The organism is Streptosporangium sp. NPDC051022 (assembly GCF_040683035.1).
In the GTDB taxonomy this organism is placed as follows: Bacteria; Actinomycetota; Actinomycetes; order Streptosporangiales; family Streptosporangiaceae; genus Streptosporangium.
Window position 1 is genome coordinate 23,270 of the sequence record NZ_JBFBCF010000028.1, and the last position, 20,783, is coordinate 44,052.

Below are 20,783 nucleotides of genomic sequence, written 5' to 3' on the forward strand. Positions count from 1 at the left end.
CGGAGGATGCCTCCCTGGAACGCTTACGTCAGCGTTCGGAGATCATCCCCTGAACACGACGGGCCCCGGCCGTAGAAGTACGGCCGGGGCCCGGCGGGGTGGCTCAGTCCTGGACGCTCGGCCACACCTCGGCGAGGAACCGCTCCCGGTTCCACCGGCCGCTGTCCAACCGCACCCCTTCGGCGAGCTCGTGCTTACTCAGGAAGGCCCGCACGCGCTGCCGGAGCTTCTCGTAGTCGACGCCCTGCTCGGCGGCGATGTCCGACAAGGTCACGCCACGCGCCCGCCACCACTCCAGCCAGGCCTGCTCGTTGAAGGTGCCGTCGTCGTTGCGCACCCCCTCGGCGAGTTCCCCGGCACGCTCGGCGTAGCGGACCGCGGTCTTGACCTTCTCGTAGTTCTCCCCATACCGGCGCGCCAGATCAGACAGCTTCGCCCCCTGGGGGGCGTAAGCGACTCGCTTCGCCGACCGGATCGTCGGCCACCACTCGGCCACCACCCGCGGCACATACCGGCGGTCATCGGCCGCTCCACCGCCTGCCTCAGCTTCTTCTGGAAGGGTGCGGCTGCGGGTGTGCGCCTGCACCGCGTCCTTGAGCCGCTTGTAGTCGACTCGCAGCATCCGCGCGATCTCCGCCAGGGTCGCGGACTCATCATCGAGGCTCGCTGTGCGGGGGCCGGTCGCGGGCCGCAGGTCGACACCGCGCGCCTTCAGGTCGGCCTTCACCAGGCTGTCGGACATGCCGGTCTCCCGGGCGATCTCACCCGTCTCCCACTGGCGGCCGTCCAGGGCGCCCTGGTAGAGCGCTGCGACGTCATCGCGACGGATCTCCCGGACGGCCTTCGCCTTCGCTCGCTCATCCCGATAGCCGGTGGCTTCCTCTGCCAGCTGCTTCACCGCCTGCGGCTCCTTCGGCGCCTTCCCCTTCGGGCGGGGCAGCACCGCGTTGGGCGGGAACAGGTTCTGCACCGCGATGCCCGTGCTGCGTCCCAGGTCGGCCTTGGTGTGGCCGTAGTCCCCTTCGAGCACGGCGACCAGCCCGGTGATGGTCTGGCGGTGTATCGCTGCCGCGATGTTCGCATCTTCGGTGGCTTCGTGCGCGGCGCGGGCCCGGCCGGCGCCGGGCGGCATGGCCTGGATTGCCTCAATGGTGGTGTCTTCCATGGCGGGTGTCCTTGTGGTGGGTGCCCTCCTTCGTCCGCTGAGGGGCACGGTTTGAGCTGTCCGATCAGGCAGATCAAATGATCGACCTGCTGCGGATGTTACATCATGTTGTGGGGGTTTCTTCGGGGAGGGTGTGGAGAAACACGAAACGGCCCCGCGCCTCCAAGAAGACGCAGGGCCGTGAAGTTCACGGAACCCGCCGTCGCCGCGATGCTCAGCGCGCGAGCTCGGCTTCGATCGTGCCGTTCAGCCAGTCCTCCGGCCGCCACACCGCGACGTCCATACCGGCCGCGGCGAGGTCGGCCATGCACGCGGCCTGCGCGGCGCTGATCACGCCTCGGCTACCGGAGCGCTTCAACTCACGGAACAAGATCCGGCCCCGCTGGGCGTGGATCAGCACCAGGTCGGGGAAGCCGGGCGGGGACTTTCGGCTGTTGTACCAGCAGTGGACTCGCCACCCCATCGCAGCAGCGAGACGGCGCACGTTCATCTGGAGCGTCTCTTCCAGCATGTCGCGCGCTACCAGGCGCTGATGCTCTTCCTGGGAGATCCCGACCGGCGTCACCGGTCGGGAGGCACGTTTCGTCACCACGGTGTCCTCCAGAAGGGGGTTGGTGCCGTTCCGGGCTCGCCCTCACGCCCGCCTGGCCAGTAGCGGACCGGAGTCCCGACCGGGTGATCTGCGTTCCAGGAGACTGCGTCGTCCCGGTACCAGCACCAGGGCTTCCCCGCCTTCTCGGGGGCGCTCACGTGCTTGCGAGGGCCGTCGGATCGGCACAGCCCGGAGTGGTCTTCCTCGCGGGCGCACACATCCCCGTGCTCGCTCACTGCCCCGCAGGCGGTCCACGCTTCGGCGGTGCTCACCGCGCGAACACCTCGCCGCCGTTCTCGGCAGCGACCTGGCACGGCCACCCGTAGACGACCCCGTCCTCCCAGCAGACCGCGCAGACCCACATCGGCGGCTCGCCGGTGTCCGTCCACACCGGGACGTGGAACCGAGCCGGGAGCTTGCGCCGCTCCTCGATCGTCTCCGGCAGCTCGTCGTAGCCGGGCTGGTCCGGCGCTTCCAGCAGGATCGCCTTCACCGGCTCGGAGTAGGCGCGGCGGTACAGCGTGACCACCTCCTTGATGGCGGTCACGACCGGCTTCTTGGAGTCCTCGATCGGCTCGACGAGTACGGGGTGTCCCTCTTCGATCGAGGAGCGCACCTGCCAGCGCAGGTCTGTCGCGCACGCGGTGGTGCGCTTGTACCGGCCGTCCGGCCACGACATGCGGGCGACAGCCTTGATCGGGCGGGGGTGGTCGGGGTTGGCGCAGACCACCTGCGGTGTGGTGTCGGTCATGTCAGGCCTCCAGGGTGACGACCGCGGGGGCCGCCAGGTCGGGAGCCGCGGGGGGCTCAGGGGTGATGAAGGTGTCGGTGGCGTTGAGGAGGACCTCAGGATCGAGGGGGGAACCGTGATGCTGGGCCTGGTCGAGGAGAGACTTGACTCGTCTCCACCGGGCGGCGTCCTGGCGGGCGGAGGCGAGCTCAGCGAGCGCCGCATCCCGTTCGGCTTCAGTCGTCTGCCGCGCCTCGTGCGGGGTCATGAACTCTGCGCCCATCCGCTGAACGGTGAGCACGAACCGATCTCCGGTGTCGCGGGCTGTGAAGGCGAACTCCACGTAGTTACGGGCCTTGCCGAGCATGTGGCGGCTGGCCGCGACGAGGTTCTTGGCGAACTCGGCCGGAGGGGCTACGGCTACCTCCACCATCCCCTGCCGGGCGGTGAAGGTCGTGAGGGTCATCTCCCCGCCGTCCACGGTGTCGTCGACGCCGGCGGCGGAGGCAGGGCCGAACTTCGCCTGGAGCTCATCTTCCGGGATCCGGATGGACTTACCGACCCTGGTCGACGGGAGTTCTCCGCTCGCGACGAGCCGGTAGATGGTCATCTTCGACACCCGGTAGAGGGCCGCGGCTTCGGCCACAGTCGCCCATCTCGCCTTGGGGGGCTGGCTCACGGCTGCGCCCTTTTGACGGCGTTGATGTGGCGGACAACCGCCAGCAGGAGCGCGTACCGCTGCTCGACGAGCACCGGGATCGGCTCCCGGGGTGGGGCAGCCACCCAGGACTCCACCTGCGTGGCGAGGTCGTGCCCCAGGCGGTCGAGCAGCTCGGCGAGCTGGAACACGAGGTCTGGGTCGAACACGCCGGCCAGGTCGCCGCAGGGCCCGCCGAGGGCGGAGGTGATCTCCTCCCCGTAGGGGATGAGGTCGTTCCAGTGCTTGTCGTCGCGCATCTCCTGCCGGGCGCGGGCGGCGACCTCCTTGAGGTGGGTCACCGCGTCCACGATCTCGACCTGGGGGTCGACGAGCGTAACGTTGACCGGGGCGGGAGGGGCGGGTTCACCGGCCAGGGGGAGACACCGCAACTGGTAGGTGTAGGACGGGCCCTGCGTCTCCGCCTTGACGGCGTCGGCCTGGCACAGCAAGAAGTGCGTCTGGTTGCCGGGGGAGTAGGTCATGGTGACCACGCACGTCGCGACCGCGGTCCCGCACCAGTCGCACAGGACGGAGGACGGCGTGGCGAACTGCGGCAGGTCCTGCCGCTCCATGATCGCCTGCTTGGCGAGGACGAGGGCGTCCATGCACGCCTGGTAGGCGCCGGTCAGGGGGTCGCCGTGGCCGTTGAACAGGTCCAGGCGGGGGCCGTACGACGCGGCGGCCAGGTCCGCGATGGCCTGTTCTTGTACCTCGGGGCGAGGGACCCCGTTGGGGGTGGGCAGAGTCATGAGGAGCCTCCGGGGAGGGAGAAGGTGGGAGCCGAACGGGGTCGGCTCCCACCGGAGGGGGTTACTGCTTGGGGGTGAGCCGGTAGCCGGAGCGCAGGATGTGCCGGGCGATCTCGTTGATGTTGGTGTCGGGGAAGTCAGCGATCAGCGAGGACAGCGCGGCGACGTCTTCCAGCTCGGGTTCGCGCTTAGCGGCCAGGGCCGCGGCGACGAACACCGAACCGCGGGCGTAGGCGTCGTCCGGGCTCAGCACCTCGGAGTGGCCGTCCTCGGTCGTGTGCACGATCCTGAGCGTGTAGGGGTCGATGCCGACATCGCCGCCCGGAACGGCGACGCTGGCGATACCGGGGATCGGGGAGGTCACCGCGTCCAGGACGATCGGCCGTCCGGGGTGGGCCAGGATGCCCACCGCTTTGTGGTAGGCCGGGCACTGGGGAACGTCGGTTTCGCTCCCGAAGAGGCCGTAGTAGACGCAGCCGTCGCCGCAGGTCGTTTCGCCTCGCACGTGCCGCAGCAGCTCAGCGAGAGCCTCCCGGGTGCGGTCGAGCAGTTCGCTCTCAGGGAACTGGTCAGGCACTGGTCTTCTCGCCTCCGGCCGGGACTTCCGCGTTGGTTGCGGCGCGCGCGGCCCACCGGTCGATCGCGCGCCGCCACTGCATGGCGACTGCGGCGACCTGGAGCAGCTCGGCCTTCAACCGCTCGGGATCGGTCTCGGCGAGCGCCTCGTAGACCTCTTCCAGCAGGATGTGGCGCCACGTCAGGGTGCCGTTGTCGGCGGCCTCCAGGCAGAGGCGCTGGTGCACCTTCGCGAGGTAGGGGCCGATGATCGTGCCGAACTCGTTGGTGAACGCCTCCCCGGTGCCGTCCGGGTGGTTCTGCTCACCGAATTTCTCGTCCTGGCGGGCCAGCTCAGCGCGCAGCTTGTGTTCCTCGTCGGTGGCGGCGCCGAGGTACACGTCGACGGTCAGGGCGTCCTGGTATCCGGCCTGGATGACCTTCTCGGCATCGATGCCCCACTCGACGAGCCAGTCGCTCACCTCATCCCCACCGTCGTCCCAGGCGTTCAACAGCTGGTTGGTGACCTCGTTGGCCTGCGCCGGGTCACGCTTGGCCAGCTCGCGCAGGAGGAGCACGATGCCGTACCGGAGGGCGGCCTGCCCATACCGCAGGGCCCACCGGCGCGTCTTTTCCGGCCCTCCAGAGGGACCGGGGTAGATCCTGCGGGCGAGCGCGTAGTCGTACAGGGCCAATCCGGCGTATGCCTTAATCAGCCGCTCCGCCGGGTCGGCGTCGCCAGCGACAGGCGGAAGCGGCATGTCCGCCATGGGCGGGTCGAACAGGGGAGGGGTCTGGCCAACCTGGGTCAGCAGGTCCGGGCCGCCATGCTCGGCCAGCAGCCTCAGCGCGGCCCGGCCGCCGTTGTGACGGCGGACCTGGTTGAGGACCTGTCGGGCCAGGCGGACCTGCTCGCTGTTGCCGGTGTTGAGCAGCTGTGCGAGGCGGGATACGTCATGGGTACCGGTGGCGACGATGACGATGACGGGGTCGCCGTGGTCGTTGTCGTAGGCGCGGGTCTCGTACAAGGGGGGTTCTCCTCGTTAGGAGTCAGAGGGGGAAAGTGCTGGCTTCATCGGTGCACGCGCCCGCGAGGACAGCCCGGTCGAGGGCCTCGTCGGGGTCGTGGTCAGTGGTGGCCGGCCGGGTCTCCTGGCGGCCGTGGAGGCGGCCGAGCCGGTAGGCGCATCCGGGGTGGACGCGTTCGCAGTCCGTCCAGTGCGAGCCACCGTCCTCCGGCGGTGCGTACGGGGCGTCAGCGAGCCACGTGGGCTCGGGCAGGGGTTTCACGCCGCCTCCTGGTGGCGGTTGGGGAGACGTTGAACAAGGTGGTGTTCAACGAGAGCTGCGGCGAGCGCACGCTGGTTGGCCATGCCTTCTTCGTCGGAAATCGGTGTGGGGGAGAAGGTCTTGAGCGGCTGGTCCGCCGGGACGCACCAGGCCAGGGCGAGCGTCAGTGCCATGTGCTGGGTGTCGGTGAGGTCCGCGACGAGACGCGACGCGGCGTTGACGCCGTCGTCCCGGATCGTGCACACGACGCGGGCGACGAGTTCCTGAACCTCGGGGCTGATCCGGTTACCCATCGGTGGTGTCCGATCTGGCGGCCAGACGGCGCCGGACGTAGGCGGTGTAGGCGGCGAGTTGCTCGGGCGTGACCCGCATCCGTTCGGACGGCATCCGGACGAACGCGTGCGCAACGTTGAGCCGGTCATCAGTGCTGTTGGTCGCGCGTACTGCTTCGACCACCAGGTGCGGCGACCAGGGGCAGCCCGCTAGTTCGGCGACGATCTGCTCGGAGTCCCAGTCGGAGCGCATCCGGGCGATGAGCGCCATCAGCTCCGGGTAGGCGGGTTCCGGAGTCACGCGGCGTTCGGCTCGCCGGGGCACGGCTCCCCCTTGGTCTTCTTGGGGCGAGTGACGATGTAGAAGAGGTAGTCGGCGACGAGGTCCTCGTACATGGCCAGCACCAGGTACAGGTCGTCGCGGAAGCCGGGCGGCCACGGTTCACCTTCGGGGCGGGTCTCGTAGTCGATGCCGTACACCTGGCACAGGCGGATCATCAGGTCGGTGGCGTGCTTGCGCTGCCGACCTAGCCCCGGGTGGCGAGGGTCTTCGAGATTGGGGTTGTACGTCCCGGCGGGGACCTGAACCCCGTCGAGGACGGCGGCGTCGGTGTTGGCGATCGACTCGGTCATGGTGGCCTCACAGACACCGCAGGAGACGACGCACCTGGAAAGCCGGGAGCGGCCAGCTGCGGCTGGGGGACGCGATGATCACGTGGCGGCGGAGGTACCCGCGGGCCACCGTGATCGACAGCCAGGGCCCGCTGCCGTCGCAGGTGAGGGTGACGAGGACGCGGCGACGGCTGCCGGTCCGGCGGCTGATGTACGCCGCGTGGGAGCTGTCCAGAGACGCGGGGGCGAGGATTCGCCTCCGGTATCGGCGGACGGGGGTCCGTGTCCGGGTGTCCATCGTGTTCCTTCCGGTGAAGCAGGGCGATCCCGCATGACCACCCGAACTAACCCTTAAAGAGTAATGTATATTTTGTGTAGGGTCTACGGGTTAACAGGTGGAGGTGTGCGGGACATCGTCAAGCGAGCCGGAAAGTTACGCAGCCAGAGAGCTAACGTCCACACGTAGTGACCTGCAAAAACACAGAGAGTGGACTTAGAGGGGTACATGTACCGGTATGGGCCGCATCCAGTGGACGTCGGTCGTAGAGCAGGCCCGCCGAATCGTCGAGAGCTACGGCGGGGACGTCACCCTGCGCCAGGTCTACTACCGGCTGGTGACCGCTGGCATCCTGCCGAACGTCCCTACGGCCTACCGGCACCTGTCCTCGCGTCTCGCCCAGGCCCGGCGCGAAGACCGCTTCCCCGACTTGTAAGCGATCAACCACGTCCCAGAAACCGCAAACCATCAGGTAACGATCGCCCCACCTGGGACTTTGCCGCAGATGGCGGCTGGTGGCAGCAGCCTTACCGGTGGGCCGACTTGATTGACACGGTCCGTGAAGTACACGTCGCCCCAGCCTGGCCCAGCATCACTACGTTCCTCACTGAGGCGCCAGGGTGGTTCCGCCTGGACCGGACCCGAGGCCAATCCTGCGCGCTGTACGTGGCCGCCGAGAAGGACACGCTCCGGATCATGTTCACCGACTGGCTTGCCGAGTTCGGAATCCCGGTCGTGGTGGTGCGCGGGTTCAGCAGCCAGTCATACGTGGAGATTCTGCGCCGCCGCACCCACCTCGACCCGCGCCCGGCGGTGCTGCTGTACGTCGGGGACTTCGACGCCTCCGGTGAGGACATCGAACGGGATTGGATCGCCCGCACCGGCTGCTGGGCGCACGCCGAACGTGTTCTGCTCACGGGTGAGCAGACCCGCACCCGCGGGCTCCCGGCGGCCGAGGGTAAGCGCGATGATCCGCGCTGGCCCGCCTTCGCCGCCCGTCACGACCTCGACCCCGACCGGCCGGTGCAGTGGGAGGTCGAGGCGCTGGAGCCGGTCGAGTTGCAGCGCGCTCTGCTGACCGCCGTGGAGCCGTATGTGGATCACCGGATCCTGGCGGCGGTGCTGGCTGAGGAAGATCGCCAGCGCCGCGAGTTGCGGGCGTTCGTGGCCCGCCGAGATGCTCCTCGTGATCGCGGCACCGGCCGAGGACTGAGCGGCCTGTACCGACCGCAACCGTAGTCACTCACAGTTACTTTGGGACTCATCGCACGAACCCGAGTGGAGGGCCGTGATCAGTGACTCACCTCGGCGCGGTCGCCACCAGATCCGCAAGGCGATCCACTGCGGCACGGCACCCGCCCGACATCCGGACCTGGTCCCACGTCGGTAGATCCGCACGCTCCCGCTCGACGTCGCCGATCGCGTCGACCACCTGGCGGGCAGCGGCCAGCACGTCGGCGTCGCCGAGCATGTAGTGCACGCCGGAGAACCGGTGGACAGCCGCCGCGACGGCCATGCCCAAGCCGCGCAGCTCAGCGTGGTGGCGCAGCACCAGGATCGACACACCCCGCAGCTCGCCAGCGTGCTCATCCAACCAGGCACGGGCTACCTCGGTGGGGCGGGGCCGCTCGAGCACCGCCTGGTGAATAACCAGCTGGTCAACGGCTCGTTGACGCCGCTCGTAGCGTTGCTGAGCTCCCTGCTTGGATGTTCGCAGCGCGCGGCCGAGCACCTCCCACGGGGCGCCGTCCTCCCGCGCGAGCCGCATGAGGAGTTGCTCGTAGGCGTCCCAAGCTTCCCGACCTCGCGGAGTCAACGCCAGCGCGGCGACGAGGGCGTCGCGTGGCGGCGAAGGGTCGGCGAGCACCGCCCGTACTACTTCCTCGGGTGGCAGCATCACGCCGTGCTGCCGCCACACCGCCAGGTCCGCGCCGATCGCGTACCGGTCGGTGAGCAGGCGTGCCGCGGTGTCGACGTCGGCCGGATCGGCGACGTCGAACAGCGGCTCGACCTCGGACATGCGTCCAAGGTAAGGCGATCACCCCAGAATGATCTAGGGTTCAGGAGATGTCGGCCGCGCCGACCAACACCGGCGGGCCGTGCGGTTCGGCTTTCATCCACGGGGGCGGGCCTTCGTCAGCGATCCGCTGCAACGGCACGGGATGCTCCGGCGGCTCGACGACGGGGATGTCCCTTCTGGCTTCCATCTGCTCCAGGTAGAGCCTCCAAGCGTCGCGCTCCTTCCGGTAGCGGGCGACGATCGCCTCGACCAGCTCGGGTACACCGACCCGGTCGGCAACCTTCTTCGGGTCCTCCGAGCCGCGGACCCACCCGCTCCGCTCGCGTACGGCCATCCCTTCCTCAGCGAGCGTCCGCAATCCGGTCTTCGCCGCAGTGAGCGAAACTCCTGCCAGGCCCGCCAGGTCGAACGACGACGTCGGGGTGTCGGTGAGCTGTTCGTAGAGGAACGCCGCCGGCCCACCCAAGATCCGGAACACGGGGTGGATGCCGCCGAGCCGCCCGTACTGGGGTGTCCTCCACGCCGCCGCTTCTGTGTAGCCGAGCGGGATGACCAGCCGGTAGATGTCGGCCTGGTCGTGGTGGTGCGGCTGGACGAGGTCGATGAACGGGTCGTTTTCGTCCCGGAGCTGGCGCAGCGCCTTGGCGACGGTCGAGTGGTCCAACCCTGCCAGCAGTGCGATCTCCCGGCATCCGAAGTCGACAAGGATGCTGTGGCTAAGCTGAGCGGCCTTGAGCATCGCCAGCAGGACTCTGCGTTTGGTGATCCCGGCCTGGCCGCACCACCGCTGCTTCTCCGCCGCCCGGAACGCTGAGTGCCACCGCTGGGTGTACTCCCACACCACAGGCAACTCCATGGGAGAGGTCCGAGGTTTCAGCAGGATCGGCAGCCCTTCGACCACCACCTCCTGGACCCCCCCGTGTGTTCTTCTCCGTGTGTGGATCTCACGGCCGGATTCCCGCCCTGCGATCCAGAGGGCTGCTCTTTCCCAGTCCTTCCTCAGCCGGGACAGACGGGCCTGGTCGTCCCGGTAGCGGGCGTAGAAGCTGACCAGGCCCGGCCAAGCACCGCGGCGCATCTCTACGGCGACGTCGGCTAGCCGCCACCCGCAGGAGACCGCGGCGGCCAGTACCGCTTGGCGGGCCTCGGAGTTGGAGCGGTAGCGGCCGTTGCCGGCGCCCAGCTCGTACTGGCCGGTGCGTGCGATGGCCTCCATCAGGCGAGACAGTCGAGGCAGGCGGCGCCCGTCCGGGCGCCGCCACATGCTCACCCCGTCCTCGTCGGGGACGATCGCCCACGCCGCGGCAGCATGCGCCTGCTGGGCGGGGATGCCGGGTCCGGCGGTGCTGGCCACCGCCGGACCGGCCACCGCCGCCTCCCGGACGCTGGTCCGTTCCAGTTCTTCCAGCTCGGGCCGGAGCGCGTCCAGAAGGCGGGACCATACCTCCGGCCCGTTGGGGTGGTCGAGCACCCAGTCGACGTAGGCGGGGTCGTCGGTCAGCCGCCGGAACCCGCTGCCTCCCACCCACGCGCCGGGCGGGATGATCAGCCCTTCCCGCTCGTTCAGCATCGGTGACGGGTCGAGGGACCGGTAGCGGCGTTCCAATGCCAGCACGAGCCGCTTCATCGGCCCGCTGGGGCGATTCGCCGACCACAGCACGTACAGGTGCCGGCCGCCGGTGGGGGAGACGTCGGAGAAACACTCCCCACCGCAGGCCGCGATCAGCGCGGCGGCGTCAGCGAGCTCCTCCTCGACTAACCCGGCGGGATCCGCCGCCCCGGCCGTGCGGGCGCGCTTGACGTCGAAGTCCAGGACGAGGAGTTTCGTCAGGCCGTGGAAGTAGATGTAGACCGCGGCGACGAGAGCGGGCAGCCGTGCCGTCAGAGCGATCTCCCGGCGGCCTTCGAATCCCACCTTCTTACCGCTCCTGGCCAGGCGCACCCAGTCTCGGGCAGCCAGACGGGGGGCGCACAGCGCCCACGTCGCCGCAGCAGTCAGCGTGCCATGCCCGGATTCCCGGGACAGGGCGGATATGGAGTTGTCCGGCGTGGCTGGGCCAATATCGCCCAGATTCGACACGCCGAATTCGGGCATGAGTGGCCGAGCCAGGGTGCCATCGTCTATGGTGGCTCCTGACGTGATGGACTCCGGCCAGGCACGCGAAAGCGCTCCAGCCGACACGAGCCGGGCCGGATGTCATTGGAAGAAGGTCTCCGCGAGAAGCTTTGGTCGGCGAATCGCGCGGGGGCCTTCTTGCTTTGTGCGGACAGATCCGCAGTTCATGATCTGCTGCTTATGGGGCTCCTTCTGAGCGGGTGGCGTGCTGCCGCATGATCACGCGGCGCAGTCTGCGGTGAGTGGCAACGTTCCCTGGTCGTGGCGCAGGTGCGGCGGCCGGATCACTTCCCGGCGCGCGAACGCCGCGAGGTACTCCCGCCCCTCCTCCTCGTCGGCGAACCCCAGCTCCTGCCACTTGCCGAACGCGAGCGCGAGCGCGAAGTCCACGGCGGAGGAGAAGCTGTCGAAGCCCATCGCCTGCCAGTTGTCGTTGAGGTGGTCGTAGACGTCCTGGTGGGTGAATCGGACGCTCTGCCGCACGCCCCCCTTCGGGGCGCGGCCAGGCTTACCGCCCGCGGTGCGGCCGCGGCTCACACTGTGGGCTCTCGCAGGGCCAGCCTTCAATCCACTCATGGTCGATGACCATATCTGGTTCAGAACCAGAAGGGGAGCGATTCGGTGGCGTGTCGCCCGCCTATCTGGGTGGATGACAGCGTGTTGATCGCTGGAAGCGACGAGTTGCCTTACGCGTCGGGGTAGGGCTGCAACTCTGCGAGCCTGCGCAGCAGCAGGTTGGTCTGCTGCTCCATCAGGCCGGCCCGCTCACCGCTGAGGTCGTCGAACTCGCCGTGCGCTGCGGAGTTGCGCAGTCCGGCGCACTGCTCCAGGTCTTTCATGTCCTGCTTGGTGAGGAGCCCGGCCGACCGCAGGACGCGGGCGTACCCCATCAGGGACGGCTTTTCGTGACCCATGGGCAGCCCGCGCGCCTCGACCAGCCCCCGCAGCGTGGTCTCCAGGACAGCCCCGCACAGCACGATCGGCATGGCCGGATGAGTACGCCGGTCTTCCAGCAGCCGCCGCACCTGCCCCATGAGGTCGGTGCTGGCGGTGTCAGCCTCCGCCCACACCCGGGAGCCGACGATCTCCACGATGCCTGCCTCGACCTGGCTGCACCACTCGCGCAGCAGCGGCGCTAAAGCTCGGGCGCCGGATTCGGTTGACTGACGGACGCCGTGATTGCTGTAGACCGCTTCGGCCTGTCTGCTCCAAAAGCTTCCCTCCCCGGCGTAGCGGCGCATCACCTCCAGCGCTGAGGCTGCGCGGGCGACGATGACGTGCAGCATGTGTGGGTCGTCGGCCTTCCAGTAGCCGCCACTGGCGCCGGGTTCGACCGTCACCCACGACATGTCTTTCTCTAGCTCATCGGCCTGCTGGCGGGCGTAGGCGAGGATGTCGCTGTCCTTCAAGGGGGATCCCTTCGTTCGTCCGGGGGAACGCTCTCAGCATCCTGCGGTGTCCCGGGCGAAAACCAGGGGTTTTACGGCCCGGCGGGGGAGTCGCTGAACACCAGCCGCCACTGGTCGCCGCGCAGCACGACGCGGTGCTTGCGCGGGCCCGGCTTGATGACGGCGATCGGCACCCCTTCGGGCATTTCGGTCTCGCCTGTCGTCTCGTCGCGCAGGTCCCGGCGTTCGTCGGGGGACGGCATGCGGAACTCCACGTCCGCGCCGGCTTCGACGTGGTACGGCTTACGGTCGTAGAGCATCACGACCGACCCTTCGCGTTTCGCTGTGCGGATCAGGCCTTCGCCGCGGAGGATGGCCAGGGCTTGCCGTACGGCGACGGTGCCGAGCTCGTAGCGCTGCATCAGGGCGGACTGTGACGGCAGGGGCTGGCCGGGCTTGAGCCGGCCGGAGGCGATGTCGGCGCGCAGGATGTCGGCCAGCTGGCGGTGGTGCGGCCGGTCGGCACCGAAGTCGATCTTCACAGAGTCTTATGGTCACAGCACTACTATGTGCCAAGGTCTTGTGACTATAAGGTCATCAGTCTTAACCTGGGGGAACCTGATTCGCCGACCGAATTTGGTGTCAGGTTCCCCTTCCTGGGGATGGCGCCTGCACGTGGTCACCTTGGGCATCGCCCGCGTTCTGGAGGGGCGGCGGGAGACCGCCCGAGGTGGCCACCCAGGTGTAAGGGGACCCTCTTTCCGACAATCGCCGCAAGGGGTAAGGCTTCGGATCGGCCGCCGCGTGGTGTCGGCGCGGTGAGTCCGGCGGGTGTGGTGTAAAGAGTGCCACAGCCCGTACTGTGGACAGTCCGCGGCATTGCGCGGGCGAAGCCCCGGCAGTGTCGGGAAACAGCATGCCGGGGCCTCGTGAAACCCGGGCTCAGGTAGCCGTACGGCTACCTGAGCCCTCCGCCCCCGCCGAGGGAGCGCAGCAGGTCGAGCAGGACCACCAGCGCTTGCGCGATCAGCAGCCACTCCTCGCCATTGCCTGGTTCTCTCGGCGGTAGCACATCAGCCACAGGAGGCTCCTCCCCATCGGCCGGTCATCTCCTTGTGGGAGGTCGATCCCGGCCGCTCGATCGACCCCGCGGGTATGCCGACCGACTGGTGCTGATGGTGCTCGTGTGAAAGCTACTGGGGCGGACCAGACTTGCCCAGCAAATTGGAATTGACGCCTGTAGCTTTTTTTGTAGACCTATCTGGTCTACAAGCAACCATTTGGTTTCATTTACAGCGGGATGCGCCACCTGACGAACCCGTCGAGGACACAGCGATCAGGCAGCGTGATGATTCACTGTGCCGCCCAGCACACCCCGTAGGAGCCGGCCTTCAGCGTGACCTGGCTGGCCGCCGCGCTGGCTGCCCACCGGACGGTGACGTTGCCCGCCGTGCTGAAAACGACCCGTGCTGTCATGATCGCGGCCAGCGCGACGCCGGTCGTCACGCCCGTGGCGGCCGTCGACAGGGTGTCGAGGGCCGCGATCACGTCCAGCCGGTGCGGGGTGGGAGGCGTGTCAGCGGTCGTGTAGACGTCGACGGTGATCTGGGCAGCGGAGGCGGTGGGCCCGTTGAGGCCGAGACGGATGGCGCCGCTGGTGTCGGCCGTGTACCCCAGCAGGTACCGCAGGTAGTAGGTGCCGGGCTGCACGGGGATCTGCAATCCGGTGATGTTGCTGGCGGTGGTGCCGGTCTTGACCTGGTCAGCCGTCAAACGCGCGGACACGCCCAGCAGCGGCTGGGCTGAGCCGCTGCCTGCTTGGTGGTAGATCCGCCCGTCTGAGCGCGCGTACAGGCTGCTCACACCTGCCGGGGGTGCGGCGGGGGCCGCTGCCAGGGTGGGCAGGATGATCGGGGTGTGGCGTAGGCCCACGGGCGTCTCCTCAGGCGGTGACGGGCATGACGTGGCTGGAGCTGGACCGGCGGATCGTCACGGTTGGGGCCCCGCCGTCGTTGGTGTTGCACGCCAGCCGGATCGTGCTCGTCGTGCTGAACTCAATGGCTCCCTCCACAAGGAAGAAGTCGTCCTGGCCGGAGGCGGGGATCCACACGGAGAGGTATGTGGCGCCCCAGCGGGAACCGCTCTGGCCATTCTCGCTCCAGGTGGCCAGTGTGGACATCCATGTCGCGCTGTTGGAAAGGTAGATGCCCCAGCCCACGTACTGGTTGTCGGTGCCGCTGAAAGCCGTCGTGTAGTTGATCATGTACTGGAAGGTCCACCGGCCCGGGGGCACGGCAAGGTCGTACTGGGTGATGTACACGAACTGCGCGGGATTGACGACGTTGCCGGTCGAGCGACAGTACTTGCCCGGGACCGGAACGGCGTTGACGCCTGCCAGAGCCACCCTGGGCGCGTTGACGACGTTGGAGTACAGCGAGGACTCACCGGCGGGCGGCGAGGGGGGAGTCATCGGCGCGAACCGGGCTGGACCGTTGAGTTTCACGAGATCGTCAACCACCAAGAGGTCAGGTAGGAGCCGGCTTTCAAGGTCGCGGTGTTGGCGTTGGAAGCGCCCACCAGCAGGTTGAGTGTCCCTCCGGCGGTGAACGTGATGGTGGCGTCGATGAACAGCGGGCGGGCGGTCGCGCCGCCGGAGGCGCCGGTCGTCGCCGACCAGGTGCCGAACGCCTCCAGGCGGGTGACTACACACGCTGTCGCGGACGTCCACCGCTGGATGACCACTGCGGTATCTGAGGCCGCAGGACCGGTGAGCTGCACCTTGATGCCTGTGGTGGTATTGGTGGCGGTGTAGGTGGCCGCGTACCTCAGGGTGTAGGTGCCCGCCTGCACCGGCAGGGCGAGCCCGGTCACGGTTGCCCCGGATGAGCTGCCGCCTACGTCGGCGCCGAGGGCGAGCATGCCCGGCATCAGCGGCACCCCGACCGCGCCGTCGACGCTGCACAGCAACCGGCCCGACTGGGCGAACACCGCCACCCCGGCCGCCGGAGCAGCCGGGGCGACGTCCAGGTGGGTGAGCTGGAGCGGCGTATACAGGCGGGTCACGCTGCTACGACCGCACGAGGATCCGCAGCGCGGCAGCGGCGACCGCGATGTCGGACCGGACGGTGACGGTGTTGACGTCGGGGCGACCGGTGACCTCCAGCTCCACGTCCGCGCCGGACGCGACGTCGTAGAAGCTCACGACGATGTCCTTCGTCCCGAGGTTGTGGGTGACGTTCTGTCCGACGCCGGCGGTCAGGGCGGGCAGGTCGGCGTTGTAGCTGGAGCCAACGCCGAGCGCGGTCCGCGCGGCGGCCGCGGTGGTCGCCCCGGTGCCGCCCTTGCTGATCGGGACGAGCCCGACCTCGATCGAGTCGGCGTTGACGACGATGCTGCCGTTGGCGGCGGCGACGTCGAGGTTGGCGCCCGACTGCACGAGACCGGCGCCGGGGCCGGAGGTGCCGCCGCCTCCGGCGAACTGGGCCCAGGTGATGGCGGTGGTGCCGACCGTGATGATGCCGTTGGTGGAGATCGCCCAGCCGGTGTCGGCCAGGGAGGAGCCTTCGGAGATGAACACAAAGGTGTTCGGCGACAGGGCGTCCGCGGTGCGGGCCCATGCTCCGGCGGCCGCGGTGTAGAGACCGTTGGTGGTGGCGTCGGCCTGGTTCTTGACCAGGACCCGGTCACCGGCGCCGAGGGCGACACCGTCGACGGTCTGAAGGCCGGACAGGGTGATGGCGGCGGTAGTGGCCGCGCGGACGGCGGGCTTGACGCTGATGCCCGCAGCGGCGGCCTGGATGTCGGCCAAGCGGGCGGCGTCGTTCGCTCCTTGAGGGGCGCCGAGGTTGGTGATGCGGTACCCGGCGGCCGACAGGTCCGCGCCAGGCGCGGCGAGCTCGTCCAGGCGCACCGCGCGGATCACGGTGGCCAGGTCCGAAATGGTGGAGGCGGGTTGGGTGCCGGTGTGGTTGGCGCGGGCGAGCGGGTTGGTGGCCAGCTTGGACAGGGCGATGTTCGCCCCGGCGGCGATCTTCGCGTCGGTGATCGTGCCGTCAGCGACGTCGTCGAACGCAACCCACGCGCCGCCCGGGGTGCGCCACTTCGCTCGGCCGCTGGTGGTGTCGCCCCAGAACTGGAACGCGACGGGGGCGGCGGGCGCCGACGCTGAGGATTCGGGCACCAGGCCGAGGACCGGGATCTGGTTGAACTTGTGCTGGCTGTACCAGTTGGGCATGGCGGATTCCCCCGAGAGTCAGGTGAGGCGGAGCACGCCGGACATGGGCACGGCCCAGGTGACGCGCACAGTCGTGGGTGCGGGGTAGGTCTCGTCGCCGCGGACGGGTTGCCCGTCCGCTGAGAACGTCGTGACGGCGGGTTGGCGAGCCATGGTGTGGGTGACCTCCCACACCGTCGATGGGGCGGCGATCACGTAGTCGTACTGCGCGGCGCCCCCCTCGGGGCCGGGCGGCCCCGGCTCACCCTGCGGGCCGGGGGCACCGGCTGGGCCGGCGGACCCTTGAAGGCCGGGAACGGCAACGGTGACCGCGACGGACCCGGTCTGCTCGACGACCACGGTCGGTCTGCCTGGCTGGTCGATGTGGACGTCGATGCCGCCGGTCTGCTGCACGGTGACGTCGACGGCGGGCAGAGCGGTCACCGGGTGACCTCCGGGTCAACGGTGACGGGGCCTTTCAGCAGCCGTGTCGGCCGTCCTGTGGGGGAGATGAGCTCGAGGTCGTAGACGCCTTCGAGCCACATCCAGGCGGAGGAGTCCTCCGCTGGGATGGAAATCTTGATCTTCCCAGCGGGGCCGTCGATCGTGAACCGCCCGTTTTCGGTGGTCAGCTCGTACAGGACAGCGGTGCCGGTTCCGTAGCTGGGGCGGATCTGCGCGCGGGCCCGGTACCCGGTCAGCATCATCGGCTGCGGGTTGGGCGGCTTCGTGAAGAGCGTCAACTCCGCCTCGAAGTCGCTGCCCTGCTCGATCTCCCAGGGCCAGATACCAGCGGTCATGCCCGGCATGGTGCACTGCGGGCACGGGTACTGTCCGGCTCCGGTCAGCGGCGCAGCATCAGCCGAGCCAGTTTGCCGCCCCTCACCAAGGTTGCCAGGTACCCAGCGTGGACGGCGAGCCGCCCCTCCAACCCGTCCGGTTCGATCTGCACCGGCTGGGGCCGCTTCCGCCCGCGCCGCGGTTCCGGTGCCCCACTGGTTCGCCGCCACTGCCGCGACAGGCCGACATCGATCTCAGCCAGCCCGGTAACTGGTTCAGGGGGCAGCCACGGCCACTCGGTCACCGGCTCGACGGCCGCCACTGCGGCGGCGGGATCCGTCCCGGCCGCGACGGCGGCCACCACCGCGGTGGCCACCGCGGCGTACCGCACGCACGCCTGCCGGTACAGCCCCTCCAACTCCACTCTCTGAGTGTCCAGCGCGGCCCGGTACTGCTCAGCGGCCCGCACCAACGCCAGGTCGTACGCACGCGCCGCCCGGTTCCGGGCCGTCGTGAGCGCCTCCAGCTCGGGCAGGTCCGGCCTCTTCGGCACCCGCCGGGCCACGCCGGAAGGGAGCCGCTCGGCTTCGGCGACCGTGCCGTCCAAGCGGCCACGCAGTTCCTGACAGCGCGCATCGAGCACCCCTAACGCCCGATCGACCTCACCCGGCCACGCCTGCCCACCGTCCGGCCGCAGCGCGTCCACGGCCGGGTACAGGCGGGCGTACGCCTCCCACTGGTCGGCGTAGTAACGGGCACCCGCCTCGGTCAGCCGCAGCCGATACCCGTACCGCCGCTCACGGTCAGGCTCGGCGACAACGTACGGCTCCGGCTCCCGCTCGGTGAGCCGGAGCCACCCGTCGACGAAATCCCGCCGGAGTCCTTCCTCGCCGGCGGCGTGCACGTCGACCAGCATCCCCCACAGCCCCTCGGAGAGCTGTCCCCGCCCGGGGGAGCCCGGCCGGGCGGAATCCACTCCTCCGGCCCGGCACACAGCGCGGCCGTGCCGGGTCAACTTCACCAACAGCCGGTACCCCACCACACCGGGCACGGACTGCGTTTCGATCAGCCCGGCCTTCTCCAGGGCCGTCAGCGTCGACCCGGCGCCGGAATCCCGCACACCCCGCGCCTCCAGATTCCTCTGGAGACGGCCGAGGGGCGCCATCGAGTCGCCCACCGTTCCGTAGTCCAGCCACCGCCACTCGGCCGCGGGCTGCGACCTTTCCCCGCGCGCCCATGCGCCTTTCGCGCGCTGCTCGGCGGCCTGGTCGGCGTCGTAGACAACCCGCATGTACGTCTGCTGCCGCTCGTTCAGCGCAGCCCACGCGGCGGCTCGGTCCTGGGACATGACGCGACGGTAGCAACCCGCGCGGACACTCCGCACGAGGTCGCTGCCGCCCAGGGACACCGGAAGATGTCAGGTTTTTGTCAGAGACAGCAGACCAGCCTGGTCGCTATCGTGGTCGCTGGAGTCAGGACGCGCACGCTCCTCGCTGCTGCCACCACCGCCCACGCCGGTCGGGTCGGCATCATCGGCCAAGGTCCATCGGGCCCGCGGATCGCCTCACCTTCTGCTGATCGCATGTGAATCCTCGAAGGCAAGGCGGCGTGGGCGCCTGCGCCGGAAGGACAACACCATGCCGAAGAACAGCAGCGCTGCCCGCCGTGAACAGGCCCGCGCCCTGGCCGCAGCCGAAGGCATCTCCCACACCGCGGCCCTTCGCCGTCTCGACGAAGAGCGAACCGCAACGGTCGACACCCCCCAACCGCAGCCGCTCTCACTGTCGCTGCCGTACCAGGTGCGCAAGCTGCGTCCGGCGTACGCAGGCCAGCCCGCCGCGTGGACGTCGGCCGGATGGTGCAGCTCCGCAGAGCACGCGACGGAACTGGCCGACGCCCTGGTCGCCTGGCACGGCGGCGCCAGGCACGCGCACGTATGGGACTACAGCGCCGCCCTGGAGGCCGCACGGCACGGCGAGCAGCTGGAGGTGCCGGTTCTGCTGCACCAGGCCGCCGCCGCCGGGAAGCGGCCGCCTCAGCCGGAGCGGCCGGTCAAGACGCTGGGGCGGTACCGGCCCGAGGGTGTCGGCCCGGACCTGGCCGCTGAACCCGGCTGGCTGGAGCAGGTGCCCGGCCTCCTCTGGGTGCGGTACGCCTTGCACGTCTGGAGCCCCACCGAGCGTGGCGAAGGAGAGTGGGGCACCGCCGTCTGGTGCTGGGACACCTACACGGCGCAGGCCGCGGCCGACGCGCTGCAGGTGGGCCACCCGGACGGCCGCTACCCGTGGGGCGCCATCACCGGCCCCGGTGAATGGCCTTCCCTACCCGAGACCCGGCGCACTGTGACGCTGCTGCCCAAGCGCGCCCTCGGCGAGCGGCTGCCACGCTGCCATTGCACGGCCGAGCTGGACGACCCGTACGAGGAGGGGCTGTACGCGTGGCTGACCTGCACACTGGAGCAGGGGCACGTGGAGCGGGGACACAGCTTCGCTGTCGCCACCGAGGAGGGGTAACCGCAGCCTGAACGGCCGGGGAAGGCCGCCCCCGGCGGCGGTGAAGGGGGCGGGGCCCCGGTCAAGCATGGCCGCGAGATTCGGAGCCCCACCCCACCTACGACCGTAACCGGACGTGCAGCTCAGGCGGATTCCTGAGCGTGGCCGCAGTCGTACCCCACCCAGACCCGGCGTGCTCCGCCGTCATCGTCCGGCAGGGAGTTTCGTTCCTCCCACCTGCCGAATCCGCAGATAGGGCACCGTTGCCAGCACCCTTCGTCGTGCTGGCCGTCCCTCCCTGAACAGTCGCCGCACCCGACCAGGCACGAGTCCGCGTGACCGTCACGGTGGCCACACCCCGGACAGCCGGGCCCGGGAACAGGCTGCCGTACGTACAGGGCAACGACGTCGAGGATCGCTTCCCAGTCCAGCCCGTCGCGGTCGGGCAGTCGCTCCGCTGCGCAGCGCAAACTGGTGGCCAGCCGTACCAGCTCGCCTCCCGGAGCGGCTTCGAGGAGGATCACCAGCCACTCCCCGTCCTCGTGCAGTGGACCGGCGTCGAACGGGAAGGTGTAGTCGGCTCCCTCTATCTGCCGGTCGGGCCGTACCTCGACGATCGGCGCGGGCGACGGAGAAAACCTCCACTTCGGCTGCTTCACCCACTCCTCATGGTTGGGGTCGTCGAGGCGAACAGCTTGAACCCGCACCGGCCGCCACAGGCCCGGGTTCTTGGCGTGCTCCAGCCGGGCAGGGCCCTCGTAGACGATCCACCCGTCGTCCTCAGGACGGCGCCGCGGCTTTGAGCCCACTTTGAGGTCACCGTTGCTTGGAA

General features: G+C 69.3%; 28 protein-coding genes and 1 pseudogene. 3 read left to right on the forward strand and 26 right to left on the reverse strand.

The features are described 5' to 3' along the window. Nucleotides 1-103: 103 nt before the first annotated feature. From AB0N02_RS34530 to AB0N02_RS34585, 12 genes and pseudogenes are all read right to left on the reverse strand, one after another. Nucleotides 104-1,165: a hypothetical protein gene (locus AB0N02_RS34530; protein WP_363955192.1), complete on the reverse strand. Its 1,062-nt coding sequence runs from the start codon at nucleotides 1,163-1,165 to the stop codon at nucleotides 104-106. A 214-nt stretch (nucleotides 1,166-1,379) separates the two neighbouring features. Further along, nucleotides 1,380-1,757, reverse strand: coding sequence for a VRR-NUC domain-containing protein (locus tag AB0N02_RS34535; RefSeq protein WP_363955195.1), 378 nt, complete (start codon nucleotides 1,755-1,757; stop codon nucleotides 1,380-1,382). A gap of 268 nt (nucleotides 1,758-2,025) precedes the next feature. Continuing rightward, the gene (locus tag AB0N02_RS34540; RefSeq protein ID WP_363955198.1) at nucleotides 2,026-2,508 is read right to left on the reverse strand and encodes a hypothetical protein; all 483 of its coding nucleotides are present in this window, start codon (nucleotides 2,506-2,508) and stop codon (nucleotides 2,026-2,028) included. A gap of 505 nt (nucleotides 2,509-3,013) precedes the next feature. Then, nucleotides 3,014-3,166: pseudogene (locus AB0N02_RS34545) on the reverse strand (helix-turn-helix domain-containing protein); the annotation flags it as partial. Beyond that, complete coding sequence (locus AB0N02_RS34550; protein ID WP_363955201.1) at nucleotides 3,163-3,936, reverse strand: hypothetical protein; 774 nt, start codon at nucleotides 3,934-3,936, stop codon at nucleotides 3,163-3,165. The pseudogene AB0N02_RS34545 and the gene AB0N02_RS34550, both read right to left, overlap by 4 nt. Before the next feature lie 61 nt (nucleotides 3,937-3,997). Next, nucleotides 3,998-4,513 (reverse strand): hypothetical protein, encoded by a 516-nt coding sequence (locus tag AB0N02_RS34555; RefSeq protein WP_363955204.1) that lies wholly within the window; start codon nucleotides 4,511-4,513, stop codon nucleotides 3,998-4,000. Next, nucleotides 4,506-5,519, reverse strand: coding sequence for a hypothetical protein (locus tag AB0N02_RS34560; RefSeq protein ID WP_363955207.1), 1,014 nt, complete (start codon nucleotides 5,517-5,519; stop codon nucleotides 4,506-4,508). Before AB0N02_RS34560 ends, AB0N02_RS34555 begins: the two co-directional genes overlap by 8 nt. Before the next feature lie 22 nt (nucleotides 5,520-5,541). Then, a complete protein-coding gene (locus tag AB0N02_RS34565) occupies nucleotides 5,542-5,781 on the reverse strand; it encodes a hypothetical protein (RefSeq protein WP_363955210.1) in 240 nt (79 codons plus the stop codon). After that, a complete protein-coding gene (locus AB0N02_RS34570) occupies nucleotides 5,778-6,074 on the reverse strand; it encodes a hypothetical protein (RefSeq protein WP_363955213.1) in 297 nt (98 codons plus the stop codon). The genes AB0N02_RS34565 and AB0N02_RS34570 overlap by 4 nt, the downstream gene beginning before the upstream one ends. Then, the gene (locus tag AB0N02_RS34575) at nucleotides 6,067-6,354 is read right to left on the reverse strand and encodes a hypothetical protein (protein ID WP_363955216.1); all 288 of its coding nucleotides are present in this window, start codon (nucleotides 6,352-6,354) and stop codon (nucleotides 6,067-6,069) included. Before AB0N02_RS34575 ends, AB0N02_RS34570 begins: the two co-directional genes overlap by 8 nt. Then, nucleotides 6,351-6,686, reverse strand: coding sequence for a hypothetical protein (locus AB0N02_RS34580; RefSeq protein ID WP_363955218.1), 336 nt, complete (start codon nucleotides 6,684-6,686; stop codon nucleotides 6,351-6,353). Before AB0N02_RS34580 ends, AB0N02_RS34575 begins: the two co-directional genes overlap by 4 nt. 7 nt (nucleotides 6,687-6,693) lie before the next feature. Then, on the reverse strand, nucleotides 6,694-6,963 hold the full coding sequence (locus tag AB0N02_RS34585; protein ID WP_363955221.1) for a hypothetical protein: 270 nt from the start codon (nucleotides 6,961-6,963) through the stop codon (nucleotides 6,694-6,696). A gap of 217 nt (nucleotides 6,964-7,180) precedes the next feature. Between AB0N02_RS34585 and AB0N02_RS34590 the strand changes: the two genes are divergently transcribed. Next, on the forward strand, nucleotides 7,181-7,378 hold the full coding sequence (locus AB0N02_RS34590; RefSeq protein WP_363955223.1) for a hypothetical protein: 198 nt from the start codon (nucleotides 7,181-7,183) through the stop codon (nucleotides 7,376-7,378). 260 nt (nucleotides 7,379-7,638) lie between these two features. Then, nucleotides 7,639-8,181: a hypothetical protein gene (locus AB0N02_RS34595; RefSeq protein WP_363955226.1), complete on the forward strand. Its 543-nt coding sequence runs from the start codon at nucleotides 7,639-7,641 to the stop codon at nucleotides 8,179-8,181. Nucleotides 8,182-8,242: 61 nt separating this feature from the next. On the opposite strand, the gene AB0N02_RS34600 is transcribed toward AB0N02_RS34595, so the two are convergent. The 13 genes from AB0N02_RS34600 to AB0N02_RS34660 all read right to left on the reverse strand — a co-directional run bounded on the left by AB0N02_RS34600 (nucleotide 8,243) and on the right by AB0N02_RS34660 (nucleotide 18,807). Beyond that, complete coding sequence (locus tag AB0N02_RS34600; RefSeq protein WP_363955229.1) at nucleotides 8,243-8,962, reverse strand: hypothetical protein; 720 nt, start codon at nucleotides 8,960-8,962, stop codon at nucleotides 8,243-8,245. A gap of 40 nt (nucleotides 8,963-9,002) precedes the next feature. Continuing rightward, nucleotides 9,003-11,057, reverse strand: a complete 2,055-nt coding sequence (locus AB0N02_RS34605; protein ID WP_363955231.1) for a hypothetical protein — start codon at nucleotides 11,055-11,057, stop codon at nucleotides 9,003-9,005. 240 nt (nucleotides 11,058-11,297) lie between these two features. Then, nucleotides 11,298-11,561, reverse strand: a complete 264-nt coding sequence (locus AB0N02_RS34610; protein ID WP_363955234.1) for a hypothetical protein — start codon at nucleotides 11,559-11,561, stop codon at nucleotides 11,298-11,300. Nucleotides 11,562-11,764: 203 nt separating this feature from the next. Beyond that, complete coding sequence (locus tag AB0N02_RS34615) at nucleotides 11,765-12,427, reverse strand: hypothetical protein (RefSeq protein WP_363955237.1); 663 nt, start codon at nucleotides 12,425-12,427, stop codon at nucleotides 11,765-11,767. 131 nt (nucleotides 12,428-12,558) lie between these two features. After that, a complete protein-coding gene (locus AB0N02_RS34620; RefSeq protein ID WP_363955240.1) occupies nucleotides 12,559-13,008 on the reverse strand; it encodes a winged helix-turn-helix domain-containing protein in 450 nt (149 codons plus the stop codon). Between the two features lie 416 nt (nucleotides 13,009-13,424). Then, the gene (locus tag AB0N02_RS34625) at nucleotides 13,425-13,547 is read right to left on the reverse strand and encodes a hypothetical protein (protein ID WP_363955243.1); all 123 of its coding nucleotides are present in this window, start codon (nucleotides 13,545-13,547) and stop codon (nucleotides 13,425-13,427) included. 272 nt (nucleotides 13,548-13,819) lie between these two features. After that, nucleotides 13,820-14,398, reverse strand: a complete 579-nt coding sequence (locus tag AB0N02_RS34630) for a hypothetical protein (protein ID WP_363955246.1) — start codon at nucleotides 14,396-14,398, stop codon at nucleotides 13,820-13,822. A 10-nt stretch (nucleotides 14,399-14,408) separates the two neighbouring features. Continuing rightward, nucleotides 14,409-14,936 (reverse strand): hypothetical protein, encoded by a 528-nt coding sequence (locus AB0N02_RS34635; protein ID WP_363955249.1) that lies wholly within the window; start codon nucleotides 14,934-14,936, stop codon nucleotides 14,409-14,411. Between the two features lie 29 nt (nucleotides 14,937-14,965). Further along, complete coding sequence (locus tag AB0N02_RS34640) at nucleotides 14,966-15,529, reverse strand: hypothetical protein (protein ID WP_363955251.1); 564 nt, start codon at nucleotides 15,527-15,529, stop codon at nucleotides 14,966-14,968. A gap of 4 nt (nucleotides 15,530-15,533) precedes the next feature. Continuing rightward, nucleotides 15,534-16,700: a hypothetical protein gene (locus AB0N02_RS34645; RefSeq protein ID WP_363955254.1), complete on the reverse strand. Its 1,167-nt coding sequence runs from the start codon at nucleotides 16,698-16,700 to the stop codon at nucleotides 15,534-15,536. An 18-nt stretch (nucleotides 16,701-16,718) separates the two neighbouring features. Continuing rightward, nucleotides 16,719-17,123 carry a hypothetical protein gene (locus tag AB0N02_RS34650; protein WP_363955257.1) on the reverse strand — a complete coding sequence of 135 codons (405 nt, stop codon included), beginning with the start codon at nucleotides 17,121-17,123 and terminating at the stop codon, nucleotides 16,719-16,721. After that, on the reverse strand, nucleotides 17,120-17,479 hold the full coding sequence (locus tag AB0N02_RS34655) for a hypothetical protein (protein ID WP_363955260.1): 360 nt from the start codon (nucleotides 17,477-17,479) through the stop codon (nucleotides 17,120-17,122). Before AB0N02_RS34655 ends, AB0N02_RS34650 begins: the two co-directional genes overlap by 4 nt. A gap of 44 nt (nucleotides 17,480-17,523) precedes the next feature. Further along, on the reverse strand, nucleotides 17,524-18,807 hold the full coding sequence (locus tag AB0N02_RS34660) for a hypothetical protein (protein ID WP_363955263.1): 1,284 nt from the start codon (nucleotides 18,805-18,807) through the stop codon (nucleotides 17,524-17,526). A 289-nt stretch (nucleotides 18,808-19,096) separates the two neighbouring features. On the opposite strand from AB0N02_RS34660, the gene AB0N02_RS34665 reads away from it, so the two are divergent. Beyond that, on the forward strand, nucleotides 19,097-19,972 hold the full coding sequence (locus AB0N02_RS34665) for a hypothetical protein (RefSeq protein WP_363955265.1): 876 nt from the start codon (nucleotides 19,097-19,099) through the stop codon (nucleotides 19,970-19,972). 122 nt (nucleotides 19,973-20,094) lie between these two features. On the opposite strand, the gene AB0N02_RS34670 is transcribed toward AB0N02_RS34665, so the two are convergent. Further along, the gene (locus tag AB0N02_RS34670) at nucleotides 20,095-20,760 is read right to left on the reverse strand and encodes a hypothetical protein (RefSeq protein WP_363955268.1); all 666 of its coding nucleotides are present in this window, start codon (nucleotides 20,758-20,760) and stop codon (nucleotides 20,095-20,097) included. Nucleotides 20,761-20,783 lie beyond the last annotated feature (23 nt).

Excerpts from the sequence above, each read along its gene's own strand:
- AB0N02_RS34530 (WP_363955192.1), bottom strand. The coding sequence starts at position 1,165 with ATGGAAGACACCACCATTGAGGCAATCCAGGCCATGCCGCCCGGCGCC.
- AB0N02_RS34540 (WP_363955198.1), bottom strand. The coding sequence starts at position 2,508 with ATGACCGACACCACACCGCAGGTGGTCTGCGCCAACCCCGACCACCCC.
- AB0N02_RS34550 (WP_363955201.1), bottom strand. The coding sequence starts at position 3,936 with ATGACTCTGCCCACCCCCAACGGGGTCCCTCGCCCCGAGGTACAAGAA.
- AB0N02_RS34570 (WP_363955213.1), bottom strand. The coding sequence starts at position 6,074 with ATGGGTAACCGGATCAGCCCCGAGGTTCAGGAACTCGTCGCCCGCGTC.
- AB0N02_RS34580 (WP_363955218.1), bottom strand. The coding sequence starts at position 6,686 with ATGACCGAGTCGATCGCCAACACCGACGCCGCCGTCCTCGACGGGGTT.
- AB0N02_RS34585 (WP_363955221.1), bottom strand. The coding sequence starts at position 6,963 with ATGGACACCCGGACACGGACCCCCGTCCGCCGATACCGGAGGCGAATC.
- AB0N02_RS34590 (WP_363955223.1), top strand. The coding sequence starts at position 7,181 with ATGGGCCGCATCCAGTGGACGTCGGTCGTAGAGCAGGCCCGCCGAATC.
- AB0N02_RS34595 (WP_363955226.1), top strand. The coding sequence starts at position 7,639 with ATGTTCACCGACTGGCTTGCCGAGTTCGGAATCCCGGTCGTGGTGGTG.
- AB0N02_RS34600 (WP_363955229.1), bottom strand. The coding sequence starts at position 8,962 with ATGTCCGAGGTCGAGCCGCTGTTCGACGTCGCCGATCCGGCCGACGTC.
- AB0N02_RS34605 (WP_363955231.1), bottom strand. The coding sequence starts at position 11,057 with ATGCCCGAATTCGGCGTGTCGAATCTGGGCGATATTGGCCCAGCCACG.
- AB0N02_RS34615 (WP_363955237.1), bottom strand. The coding sequence starts at position 12,427 with ATGTCGTGGGTGACGGTCGAACCCGGCGCCAGTGGCGGCTACTGGAAG.
- AB0N02_RS34635 (WP_363955249.1), bottom strand. The coding sequence starts at position 14,936 with ATGACTCCCCCCTCGCCGCCCGCCGGTGAGTCCTCGCTGTACTCCAAC.
- AB0N02_RS34645 (WP_363955254.1), bottom strand. The coding sequence starts at position 16,700 with ATGCCCAACTGGTACAGCCAGCACAAGTTCAACCAGATCCCGGTCCTC.
- AB0N02_RS34655 (WP_363955260.1), bottom strand. The coding sequence starts at position 17,479 with ATGACCGCTGGTATCTGGCCCTGGGAGATCGAGCAGGGCAGCGACTTC.
- AB0N02_RS34660 (WP_363955263.1), bottom strand. The coding sequence starts at position 18,807 with ATGTCCCAGGACCGAGCCGCCGCGTGGGCTGCGCTGAACGAGCGGCAG.
- AB0N02_RS34665 (WP_363955265.1), top strand. The coding sequence starts at position 19,097 with ATGCCGAAGAACAGCAGCGCTGCCCGCCGTGAACAGGCCCGCGCCCTG.